The organism is Blautia sp. CAG:237, assembly GCF_000436615.1.
Lineage (GTDB): Bacteria > Bacillota > Clostridia > Lachnospirales > Lachnospiraceae > Blautia_A > Blautia_A intestinihominis.
In genome coordinates, this window is sequence record NZ_FR886677.1 from 1 (window position 1) to 11,972 (window position 11,972).

Annotated in this window: 11 protein-coding genes, 1 tRNA gene and 2 pseudogenes; 2 read left to right on the plus strand and 12 right to left on the minus strand. The window is 40.2% G+C overall.

Translation table 11 applies throughout. From position 1 onward, the window contains the following. A pseudogene (locus QZL69_RS13905) lies at positions 1-173 on the plus strand (bifunctional phosphoserine phosphatase/homoserine phosphotransferase ThrH); the annotation flags it as partial. Positions 174-315: 142 nt separating this feature from the next. Here the strand turns inward: QZL69_RS13905 and QZL69_RS01920 are convergent. The 9 genes from QZL69_RS01920 to QZL69_RS01960 all read right to left on the minus strand — a co-directional run bounded on the left by QZL69_RS01920 (position 316) and on the right by QZL69_RS01960 (position 8,171). Further along, complete coding sequence (locus tag QZL69_RS01920; RefSeq protein WP_022213540.1) at positions 316-696, minus strand: VOC family protein; 381 nt, start codon at positions 694-696, stop codon at positions 316-318. A gap of 108 nt (positions 697-804) precedes the next feature. Beyond that, positions 805-875: transfer RNA gene (locus tag QZL69_RS01925), tRNA-Gly, on the minus strand. Positions 876-1,018: 143 nt separating this feature from the next. Then, positions 1,019-1,951 (minus strand): 1-phosphofructokinase, encoded by a 933-nt coding sequence (gene pfkB / locus QZL69_RS01930; protein WP_022213541.1) that lies wholly within the window; start codon positions 1,949-1,951, stop codon positions 1,019-1,021. A 21-nt stretch (positions 1,952-1,972) separates the two neighbouring features. Then, positions 1,973-2,824 (minus strand): class II fructose-1,6-bisphosphate aldolase, encoded by an 852-nt coding sequence (gene fba, locus QZL69_RS01935; protein ID WP_022213542.1) that lies wholly within the window; start codon positions 2,822-2,824, stop codon positions 1,973-1,975. Positions 2,825-2,868: 44 nt separating this feature from the next. Then, a complete protein-coding gene (locus QZL69_RS01940) occupies positions 2,869-3,843 on the minus strand; it encodes a substrate-binding domain-containing protein (RefSeq protein WP_022213543.1) in 975 nt (324 codons plus the stop codon). Positions 3,844-3,866: 23 nt separating this feature from the next. Then, positions 3,867-4,805, minus strand: coding sequence for an ABC transporter permease (locus QZL69_RS01945; protein ID WP_022213544.1), 939 nt, complete (start codon positions 4,803-4,805; stop codon positions 3,867-3,869). Between the two features lie 9 nt (positions 4,806-4,814). Then, positions 4,815-6,317 carry a sugar ABC transporter ATP-binding protein gene (locus QZL69_RS01950; RefSeq protein WP_022213545.1) on the minus strand — a complete coding sequence of 501 codons (1,503 nt, stop codon included), beginning with the start codon at positions 6,315-6,317 and terminating at the stop codon, positions 4,815-4,817. A gap of 13 nt (positions 6,318-6,330) precedes the next feature. Further along, on the minus strand, positions 6,331-7,284 hold the full coding sequence (locus QZL69_RS01955) for a sugar kinase (protein WP_022213546.1): 954 nt from the start codon (positions 7,282-7,284) through the stop codon (positions 6,331-6,333). Positions 7,285-7,295: 11 nt separating this feature from the next. Beyond that, the gene (locus QZL69_RS01960; protein ID WP_022213547.1) at positions 7,296-8,171 is read right to left on the minus strand and encodes a D-psicose 3-epimerase; all 876 of its coding nucleotides are present in this window, start codon (positions 8,169-8,171) and stop codon (positions 7,296-7,298) included. 431 nt (positions 8,172-8,602) lie between these two features. Here QZL69_RS01960 and QZL69_RS01965 point away from each other — a divergent pair, with 431 nt between their 5' ends. Beyond that, positions 8,603-9,625: a LacI family DNA-binding transcriptional regulator gene (locus QZL69_RS01965; RefSeq protein WP_022213548.1), complete on the plus strand. Its 1,023-nt coding sequence runs from the start codon at positions 8,603-8,605 to the stop codon at positions 9,623-9,625. A 124-nt stretch (positions 9,626-9,749) separates the two neighbouring features. Here the strand turns inward: QZL69_RS01965 and QZL69_RS01970 are convergent, their stop codons facing one another. The 3 genes and pseudogenes from QZL69_RS01970 to QZL69_RS01980 all read right to left on the minus strand — a co-directional run. Further along, positions 9,750-11,498 (minus strand): ABC transporter ATP-binding protein, encoded by a 1,749-nt coding sequence (locus QZL69_RS01970; RefSeq protein WP_022213549.1) that lies wholly within the window; start codon positions 11,496-11,498, stop codon positions 9,750-9,752. A gap of 24 nt (positions 11,499-11,522) precedes the next feature. Further along, the gene (locus QZL69_RS01975) at positions 11,523-11,660 is read right to left on the minus strand and encodes a transcriptional regulator (protein WP_022213550.1); all 138 of its coding nucleotides are present in this window, start codon (positions 11,658-11,660) and stop codon (positions 11,523-11,525) included. Further along, positions 11,635-11,972: pseudogene (locus QZL69_RS01980) on the minus strand (transposase); the annotation flags it as partial. The gene QZL69_RS01975 and the pseudogene QZL69_RS01980, both read right to left, overlap by 26 nt.

Sequence of the window (11,972 nt, forward strand, 5' to 3'; positions counted from 1 at the left end):
ACGACACCATCGCCAGCGGCGACAGCCACAACGACCTCGGCATGATCCAGGCAAGCAAAGCAGGCTTCCTCTTCAAGAGCACCGACGCCATCAAATCCGAATACCCGGAAATCCCGGCATACGAGACTTATGATGAGCTGTATGATGCAATCAGGAAAGTGATCGAAGGATAATTCTATTAATCAATAAATACACAACTAGTGTCTTTTTGATTACAATGCAATAAAAAACTCCCCGGCAGATCGTCCCCTCATATATAGAGGTTAGCGGTCCACCGGGGAGTTTTCATTTCATATTTGTCCAATTCTGTAAATCTTACAGAAACTGGCTGAATTCTATTTTCTCTTCATTCGGTCCTTTGATCGTGAAGAAACGGACACCATTATCCCAGAATGGAAGAAAATGGATCTCGTCCTGCAGTGTGTTCATATTTTTATCGCAGATTTCCTTATAAACCTGCTCAATATCTGTGACATCGATCGCAACATGCTCAATGGCACCGATTTTTCCTGCTGCATCCTCCGACTCATAAACTTCCATAACCAGATTGTGCATTTTGAGGAAACATACCCTCGCTCCGTCATTCACTGTCTCAAACGCAGCTTCAAATCCCAGATCCTCATAAAACTTTTTTGTTGCATCCATATCCTTCGTAGGAATTCCTACATGCTGGATCCCCGTTGCATAATCTTTCATCCCGATCGCTCCTTTGCTTTTTCTTCATATTAACAGCTATTCCTGAATTTTTCCAGTATACAAAAAACACCAATTTCTAAGAAATCGGTGCTTTATCGCAACAAAAAAAGCGGGTGATGGGAATCGAACCCACGTATCCAGCTTGGAAGGCTGGTGTTCTACCATTGAACTACACCCGCATCTGTAATGCACTAACTATAATACCACATTTTCCGGAAAATGCAAGCAGATTTTTAAAATTTTTTATATTTTTGTGTTTGTATATATTATTTGCTCAAGATGCACTATCCGGGACTTTAAAAAGTCCCGGATAAGTATATCCTTATCTTAGCTTTTCGACAACAACTTTGTCATATATCTTCTGATATTCTACGGGATCAAAATCTCCCGTATTTGGAGAAAGTGCATTTGCTGCTGATACTGCCACAGCATAACTCAATGCCTCTTCTGCCCTGTAATTTCTCTTAAGAGCAACTGCAAAGCCACCAACCATAGAATCACCACAGCCAACGGTATTTACCACCTGGATTTTGGGAGGTTTTCCATGATAAATACCTTCTTCACACACAAGAAGTGCTCCTTCTCCACCCAGCGAAACTGCCACATACGGAATTCCTGATTCATGAATTTCAACTGCATATTTTATTACTTCATCCATAGAGTGTATTTTAGTATCAAACAGCAGTTCCAGTTCATCCTGATTCGGTTTCACCAATGTTGGTGCTGCTTTCATTCCTTCCTGTAAAAGAACGCCACTGGTATCCAGAATAACTTTTTTACCAGCCTCTTTCAGCTTTGTAATGATCTTGGCATAAATATCTTTTCCCATTCCGCATGGAACACTTCCGGAAATTGTAACGATCTCACTGTCTTTCACAATCTCTGGCAATTGCTCTATAAACCTTGCCTCTTCTTCTGCCGAAATCTCTGATCCTGGCTCCAGATACTCCGTAGAACCATATCCTTCATCCAGAATATTGATACAGCATCTCGTTTCTCCTTCCATATGTCCGAAATGATATGCAATCCCATCCCGGGCAAGCATGGATTCCAGATACTGTCCGTTAAATCCACTAGTAATTCCTGTTGCCTGTACTTTTTCCCCGCACAGCTTAATCGCCCGGGCCACATTCAGACCTTTTCCACCTGCTGAATTCCTGCATCTGGCAACTCGCATGACAGTCCCATTTTCAATCGTATGATCCATAAAATATGCCTTGTCGATTGAAGCATTCATAGTCACCGTAGTAATCATAATCTTCTCCCCGCTTCAGTCTTATGCCTTATCTACACTTCCGCAGACTTTGATCTTTGACATTACATACTGCTTCACTTCTTCACGCCCTGATGCATTATATTTCTTTGGATCGATTGCATCCGGATTTTCCATAAGGTATTTTCTCACACCCTTTGTAAAAGCAATACGTAAATCTGTTGCATAATTTACCTTGCAGATTCCACGACTGATGCATTCTTTTACTGCATCATCCGGTACGCCGGAGGTACCATGAAGAACAAGCGGAATGGATACGACTTCTCTGATCTCACTGAGTCTGTCTACATCAAGTTTCGGAGTTCCCTTGTATACACCATGTGCCGTTCCAATCGCAACGGCAAGAGAATCCACACCTGTCGCATTTACAAACTCAACTGCCTCAGAAGGAACTGTATATGGATTTCCATCACCGCCCTCCAGATCATCTTCCTTGCCGCCAACTTTTCCAAGCTCTGCTTCTACTGGAACACCTGCAGAGTGGCAGGCATCTACAACAGATTTTGTTACTTTTATATTATCCTCAAAGTTTTCATGTGACCCATCGATCATAATGGAGGTGTAACCGGCACGATACGCTTTCATAGCCAGATCAAAACTGTTTCCATGATCCAGGTGCATCACGACCGGAACTTTGGCTTTTTTAGCCGCCGTTGCCACATTTGCAAAAAAGTAATCTACATCTGCATATTTCACAGTAGAAGGCGTCGTCTGCATAATAACAGGTGCATTTAATTCTTCTGCTGCTGCCACTACTGCCTGAACCATCTCCATATTTTCTACATTAAAAGCACCGACTGCGTAATGACCCTCCTGAGCTTTTAATAATAATTCTTTTGTTGTAACCAGTGACATGAGATTATTTCCTCCATATAATTATTCAAGCGGATTTCTGCAAATTATTCTAAATAATCATCAACATTGTCAGCAGTAATTAACTGGAATGGTACATTATATCTTGATTCTACTTCCTCACCAACACCAACTTTTACTGCAACATCAATTACTGCACTTGCCTGTCCATCTGCATCCTGAAGTACACTTGCAGAAAGTCTTCCGTCCTTTACAGCCTGAAGTGCATCACTGATTCCATCTACACCAATGATAACAAGGTCTTTACCTTCTGCTTCCGCTGCCTGTAATGCGCCCATGGACATATCATCATTTTCGCAGATAACAGCTTTCAGATCCGGATATTTTCCAATCCAGTCTTCTGTAGTAGACATTGCCTTATCACGCTGCCAGCTCGCAGACAATGTACCAACACACTCATATTTATCATCTTTTAAAATAGTCTCCTCTAATCCCTGATAACGAAGCAACTGTGCACTCTGACCCATTTCGCCCTCAAGAATTGCATACTGACCGCCATCCCCTAACTGTTCCATTACATAATTTCCCATCATTTCTCCGGCCTCAGAGTCATTGGAACCTACATAAGATACATAATCTGTACTTGTCGTCTCCGTGTTAACTTCTACCACCGGAATATCAGCATCTGCTGCCAGAGTAAGTACCTGTGCAGAACCATCCGCATCCTGTGGATTCAGGATAATTACGTCTACCTGTTTCGCAATAATATCCTCTGCCTGAGAAATCTGTTTCGCAATATCTGCCTGTCCATCCATCAGATATAATTCTGCATTCGGATAATTCTTTTCTACATAATCCTGAATTGCAGTACCTAATTTGTTGGAATAAGCATCAGACATTGTCTTCATGAGAACTCCAATTTTTACACTGGAATCTTCTGCCGCCTTTTCAATTGTAGATGGATCTGCACCGCTGTTCTCTTCTGCCGCACTCACTACGCCTGCCATAGATACGCTCATACATACTGCTGTTAAAATTGCCATTACCTTTCTTGCTTTCATTGTTTTTCCCTCTTTCTTTCGTTTTATTTATTTTGAATTTTCTTTGATACGATATCAAAACATACTGCACCTAATATAATGATTCCTTTAATGATCTGCTGATAATAGGAAGATACATTTAAAAGGTTTAAGCTGTTATTTAATGTTCCAATGATCAGAATACCTACCAGAGTTCCCGGTATTGTTCCAATTCCACCTGTCATACTTGTTCCACCGATTACAGCCGCTGCGATCGCATCTGTTTCAAAACCGGTTCCAACTGCAGGCTGACCGGAATTTGTTCTTGAAGCCAGGACAATACCTGCAATACCAGAAAGAGTACCTGCCAGAATATACACTTTCATAAGTATTTTTTTTGTATTTACGCCAGATGCTTCTGCTGCTTTTATATTACCGCCAGTTGCATAAATGTAACGTCCAAATTTCATTTTTGAAAGTACGATATGACAGATCAGTAAGATAGCCAGAAAAATAATGATCGGAGCCATACCCTGGCCTATGATTCTGAACTTCGGAGAATTTAATGTATATGGCTTTCCATCTGAATAAACATAGGCAAATCCTCTTGCAATTGTCATTCCTGCCAGAGTTGCTACAAACGCAGGAACTTCCATATATGCTACAAAAAATCCATTCATTGCACCAAACAAACCACAGACTACGATTCCTGCAAGCACAGCCAAAATTACCTGCTCCGGATGTACAACCAGTATACTTCCGCTGATAACGCCTGCAACAGCAACCAGAGAACCTACTGTCAGGTCAATGCCGCCTGTCATGATAACAAATGTCATTCCAATAGCCAGTATTCCATTCACTGCAACCTGGCGAAGAATATTAACCGCATTAGATACCGTTCTGAATGTAGGAGATACCGCCAGCATGATTACCCACATAATGACCAGAACCATCAATATTCCATATTTTCTTATAAATTCTGCATCAAAAACTTTACGTTTCATATTTACCTCCTACACTTCCTGTAACGCACTGCTAAGCAGATTATTTTGTGTGACAGAGCCCGCGTCAATTTCATCTTTTGTATAAGTTCCGGTAATTCTGCCTTTTGACACTACCATAATTCTGTCGCTCATTCCCATTACCTCAGGAAGTTCTGATGAAATCATGATAATTGCAATACCTTTTTTCGCTAATTCCACCATCATTTTATAGATTTCAAATTTTGCACCTACATCAATTCCTCTCGTCGGCTCATCTAATATCAATAATTTAGGTTCTGATTGGAGCCATTTTGCCAGGACTACTTTCTGCTGGTTTCCACCGGATAAAGTACCTACGGCAACATTTGTCGTTGCACACTTAATTCCCAATGACTTTCTGTAATCCTCTACTGCATTTTTTTCTTTTGTAGAATTGATAAACAGATTTTTGTGTAATTTCGGCAGATTAGGAAGTGATATATTTTCTTTTATAGATCTACATAGCACCAGACCGTATATTTTTCTGTCTTCACTTACCAGTGCAATCTTATTTTTTATAGCTTCCTGTGGCGATCTTACCTTTATTTCCTGACCGTCCATAAAAATCTGTCCACTATCTAATTTGTCCAGTCCGAAGACAGCATTCATGATCTCACTTCGTCCGGCACCTACCAGCCCCGAGAATCCAACAATTTCCCCTGCATGAACCTGAAAACTGATATCATCAAAAACACCTTTTCTGCTGAGATTCTTGGCTTCGAACACCACATCTCCCATACAGACTTTCTCCTTCGGATAGATCTGATCCAGGCTTCGTCCTACCATCATCTCTACCAGTTCATTCTGTGTAACGCCTTTCGCATCAACCGTCTTAATATACTCTCCATCTCGAAGAACTGTAATCCTGTCTGTCAGCTTCAGAATTTCTTCCAGACGATGTGAGATATAAATAATGGAAACTCCTTTATCTGTCAGTTCTTTTATTATCTTAAAAAGTTTCTGAGATTCTTCATCTGACAGAGAAGATGTAGGTTCATCCATAATAATGATATCGGCATTCTTTCTTACTGCCTTAATGATTTCAAGCATCTGAATCTGCGCTACACTTAAGCTTCCGACCTTTAATTTAGGATCAAAATCCATTCCATATTCACGAAGAATACCTTTTGTCTGTTCAATCATTTCGCGATCATTCAGGAATTTTCCTTTCATGATCTCCTGACCCAGGAATATATTATCCGCAATTGTCATATCCGGAAGAGGTGCTAATTCCTGATGGATCATAGATATACCTGTTTTCTGTGAATCAGCAATTGATTTCGGTTTTATCTGTTCACCATTATGAAAAATCTCACCCTCATCAGGAGTATATTCTCCTGTGATCATCTTCATTAAAGTTGATTTTCCAGCACCATTTTCGCCTACCAGAGCATGAACTTCGCCCGGCGCTACCTGAAAACTTACCCCTTTAATTGCATATACTCCAGGAAAACGTTTATGTAAATTTCGCACTTCCAAGCGATAATTTCCCATGTTATCCCTCCTACTATTTTTCATGCAGCTTAATCATTTCTTCAACAGTTTCTCTGGAAATGTCGCCTTCCATTGGTCCAAATGCTGCTGCATTCAGTGCTCCGGCTGCTGCACCCATCTGCGCTGCTTCTTTTACATTTTTTCCTTCGGCAAGACCGCAGATAAATGCTGCATCATAGCTGTCTCCTGCTCCCGTAGCATCTACCTGTGTTACAGGATATACTCCGACCTTTTCCAGCAAGCCATCAGGTCCATAGATTTCAGATCCTTTGGAACTATTTTTCAGGACTAAAAGTTCCATATTTTTATTGTCATCAAACACCTTTTTGATTGCGTTTTCCAGATTCTCTTCTCCGGTGATCATTTTCAATTCAGATACTCCAGGCATAAAAATATTTGCTTCCCTGTAAACCTGTTTCACAACTTCCATTGCCTCCGGCTCCTTCAGCATTTCCAGTCTGACATTTGGATCGAAGCTGACTTTTGCTCCTTTTTCCTTCAACATGTGCATGGTCTTTACAACTTCTTTTCCAAATTCTACGGATGCCATTAAAGAACATCCCATCACATGAAAATATTTCGTATCGTTAAAGTCATCTGTTTTTTCTGGAGCTTTGGCTGCTACAGCCGGTGTATGATTGATATGGAAAATAAATTTTCTGTCACCATTTTTGAAATAGGTTACAAATGCAGCTCCTGTAGAAGCTTCATTACTTACCAGAATTCTGCTGCAGTCTACTCCGACTTCTTTCAACCGATCCAGAATATTTTTTCCAAAGTCATCATTTCCTACTCCTGAAATGATTGATGCGCTATGTCCCAGCCTTGCTGCTGTACTGACAAAAATCCCAGGTGCTCCACTTGGAAACGGTCCTCTGAAATATTTTCCGGTTTCGTATAACTGTACATCTTCTTCTGCACGCATGATCTCAACGAGCAGTTCTCCCATAATTACTATCTCAGCCATATCAGTACCTCTTATCCGTTAAATTTTTCTTTCAGGAATGTCATAGATTCTGTCAGATATCTATCCATCTGTGCCTCATCAGCTCCATTGCTCAGATCTCTCCAAACCTTAATATCAGCTCCAACACTTCCTCCTGGCAGAAGGAACGGCTCTGCAACAACTGCTTTGTTATATCCAATCTCTCTCAACGCTTTTCCCATTTCCTCCCACGGCATAGAACCTTTACTCATTCCAGGAAGTTTTCGATTTCCTTCTCCTACATGGAAGTGTCCCAGAAGCGGGCCTGCTTTTCTGATTGCATCCGGAAGATTATCTTCTTCAATATTCATATGAAAAGTGTCCAAAAGAATGTTGACATTTTTACTTCCAACTCTCTTGCAGTATTCCACAGCTTCTTCACAGCTTGTCATAATGTAAGTTTCGAATCTGTTGAGAACTTCCAGGCAGCACTCAATATCAAGTTCTTCTGCGACCTTAGCAACTTCTTTCATTCCCTGGATACTTCTTTCCCATGCTCCCTCTTTATCATCATATTTAAAATCTTTGCACGGCCAGTAAGAATACATTGCACCAACCAGAGATTTAGATCCGATCTTTTTCATTGCTCTGAGGATATCTGTGAGATATTTTACACCATTGGCACGAACTGCCGGATCTTCGGAAGCCAGGTCATATTCTTTGGAAGGTCCGATATTAGAAGTAATCTCCATTTCAAGCTCATCACAGGTAGTTTTCAGTTCTTTTAACTGATCATCGGTCATTTCCAAAAGATGTGGCGCTCCAACTTCAAGTACTTCACACCCACATGCATGCATCCTCTTTGCTGTTTCGATATAATCGCATTTCCATTCATGTCCCCAATAAGAATATAACGCTCCAAATTTCATAATCCATATACCTCTTTTCCTAATCTTTTTATTTATGTGCTCGTGCACATTTATTTGCTTTTTAAAATAGTATATTTCTTTATACCATTTCTTTATTTTTCTTGTATTCTGTTTTATGTGCTCGTGCTCTTTTTGATGTTTAAATAGTATCACATTCATTTCTTGTAATCAATAGTTTAAAATTCATATATTTTTATTTATATTTTTGTGCATATTATATATTTATTCCGTTTTCTATATGAATCTTCATCTTTATTTTGTGCTCGTGCAACTTTTTTATTAATACTATAGACATCTGCCTAAAATCATGTTAAACTCTATCTATAATTAAATTTCATTGATTATCCGTGCAATGGATATTTCTCACTTTGCCACTTTGGTAAAAAAGCAGAGCTTAAGATGCAATATTTTTTTATAGAAGGAGTACACGTATGCCCGTAACAATTAAAGAAATTGCCGCATTGGCCAATGTATCCAGAGGAACTGTAGATAAAGTTCTTAATAATCGTCCCGGAGTTAAAGACTCCACAAGAGAGAAAGTTCTCAAAATTGCAGCTGAACTGCATTATCAGCCTAATTTTATTGGAAAAGCCCTCGTCCACAGCAATAATCCGATTAAAATCGGTATTATTCTTACTCCAGATTATAACCCGTTTGTACTGGAGCTTCTCGAGGGAATTCAGACTGCGCAGAAAGAATTTTCTGCGTTTGGCCTTGAAGTGATTACAAAAATGATGACAACCCTGGAACCTGCTGAACAATTAAGTATTATTAACGAACTTGTTGATATGAATGTCAGTGGTATGGCTGTTTTTCCCCTGGATGATCCACAAATTTTTTCCAGAGTCAATCATCTGATCGAGAACCAGATGGCAGTTATCACATTTAACTCAAGAGTAGAAGGAATCCATCATTTATCTTTCATAGGCCAGGATCATTATAAAGGAGGTCGTACAGCTGCCGGACTCTTAAACAAGATTTGCCCACCAGGTACTCAAGTCGGTGTTATTATCAGTTCTCGCAATCTATCCTGCCATCAGGACCGTTTAAGTGGATTTCAGGACAAACTTGCAGAAGTTGATTCAAACTTCAAAATTCTTGATATACAGGAAAATCAGGATAAAAAAGAAGATGCTTTCCGCATCACATTAGAATATTGTAATAATTACCCGGATCTGGGTGCTATTTATTTAACAAGTGGTGGGGTTACAGGAGTTGTAAGTGCATTGGAAGTAGCAGAGAAATCACCTCAGGTAAAGATCATCTGCCATGATATTACTCCTGATACTGTCCGCCTTCTCAAACAAGGCACTGTTGATTTCGCTCTTGGACAGAATCCTGTTCAACAGGGTTATCAATTAGTAAAAACTTTATTTGAATATCTGATCAAAAATATCTGCCCACCGGAGAATATCGAAATTCCAATTACTATTGCTACTGATGAGTCTTTATAATTTCAAATAGGAAACCCCAAAGCAACCATATTTTGCTTTGGGGTTCAGTCCTTTTCTTCAATTAAATGCAAGCAGAATTTTTATGTTTATACATATAATTCAGCATAACCGTCCGCTGTAAATCTCACTCTTTTAACTCCTGCGTATGAACCAAAGAAGCATAAATACCATCTTTCTGCATCAGTTCTTCATGAGTTCCATTTTCGACAATCTGCCCCTGCTCGATGACAGCAATATTATCCGCATTTTTCACAGTAGACAGCCTGTGTGCAATGATAATCGTTGTTCTTCCAGCTGCTAGTTTCTCAAAAGTTTCCTGAATTTTCGCTTCCGTCACACTGTCCAATGCGGAAGTAGCTTCATCAAGAATCAAAATCGGCGGATTTTTCAGGAAAATACGTGCGATAGAAATTCTCTGCTTCTGCCCGCCAGAAAGAAGAACGCCCCTCTCTCCGACATTCGTATCAAAACCTTTTGGCATTTCCATGATGTCATCATAAATCTCTGCCATCTTTGCGGCCCGGATGATCTCATCCATTGTCGCATCCAGTTTCCCGTAACGAATATTTTCTGCAATGCTGTCTGCAAAAAGAAAGACATCCTGCTGCACCACACCAATATTTTTATGCAGAGATTCCTGTGTTGCCTTTCGCACATCCACACCATCAACAGAAATCCTTCCTTCAGTCACATCATAAAACCTCGGGATCAGCTGACTGAGTGTTGTCTTGCCGCCACCCGAAGATCCGACAAACGCAATCGTTTCACCCGGAACAATATGAAGTGAGACATCTTGGAGCACCTCATGGTCACCTTCATAGGAAAATCCCACATGCTCAATATCAATCTTTCCTTCTACCTTCTGAAGTTCTACTGCATCCGGAGCATCTTTCAGCATCGCTTCTGTTCTCATCAATTGCACATATCTATGTAGGCTGGCAGTTCCATTCGCAATCAGTTCCACTGTCGTCGAAAGCTTTCTTACTGGATTCACAAAAGTTGAAACATACAGGCTGAATGTGATCAGATCAATAATATTCAGCTGGTCCGACATAATCAGGGCACCTCCAACTGCAATTACGATTGCTGAAAGAATGCACATAAAAAATTCCATTACTGCATTAAATCGACCCATAGCTCTGTAAAAATCCGCTTTAGAATCGCGATAACTTAAATTTGCAGAGTCAAATTTGTCAAGCTCTTTTTCTTCATTTGCAAATGCCTTTGCAGTACGAAGACCAGAAAGTCCAGATTCAAAATCTGTGTTGATCGCTGCCATTTCTTTTTTTACATTACGAGATGCGTTCTGCATAGAAAAACGGCATTTCCACACAACAATGAGAAAAATCGGAATCGTTACCGCGATCACCAGTGCCAGTTTCCACTGGATCGTAAACATAATGATCAATGCACCTATAATCGTCACCGTAGAAATAAAAATATCCTCCGGCGCATGATGTGCAAACTCTGTAATATCAAAAAGTTCCGATGTGAGCTGGCTCATCAGCTGTCCCACGCGGGCATTATCAAAATATGCATAACTCAGTTCCTGAATATGCTGAAACAGATCACGCCTGAAATCCGTCTCTATCCGAACACCAAATGTATGTCCCCAGTAGGTAATAATATAAGTAAAAACTGACCGCAAAATATAGGCACAGAACACCACCGCCATTACCGTCCAGAATGTTCTCCACGCGTTATCCGGCAAAAGTTTGTACATACACCATCTGGAAATAAACGGAAATGCCAGATCGATCATTGCAATCGCCAATGCACACACCATATCCAGGAAAAACAGTTTTCTGTGTGGTTTAAAATACGACAGAAAAATCTGCAATTCGCTTTTGTCCTTAAAATCCTTCTGATTCATTTTTCTTCTCCTGATTCTTTTATTTTATGTCGTCTCTCTCTCCATCAATTTCGTACCAAATACCATATGTTGAACACTTGGCTTATTATCTTTAGCAGCTTCTATATCTTCAAGAATAAGATCTGCCGCTCTCTGCCCCATTGCTGCAATGGAGCGTTCCATCTCGGAGTTCCGCTTTTATCAGGTCTCCAGTCAGTCCGTCATAGCATAGTAATGGATGCCATGTGCCTGATAATGGAAGTTGAATCCTTCTCCTTCCTGCCTGCCATAAGTACCAAAAAGAGTACTGTCTAAATCCAGAAGCACATGCTCCGGGCATTTTATGAAATAAATGATATCCCTAAGATTTTTATCAATGTCATCAAACTGTACCAGAGTATCTTCATCCATACGGTTGAAAAATCTTGATAATGTTGGCTGCAATGCCAGACTTTCTTTATCAAGAATGACATTGAAAACAGGATCCAGAGTCAG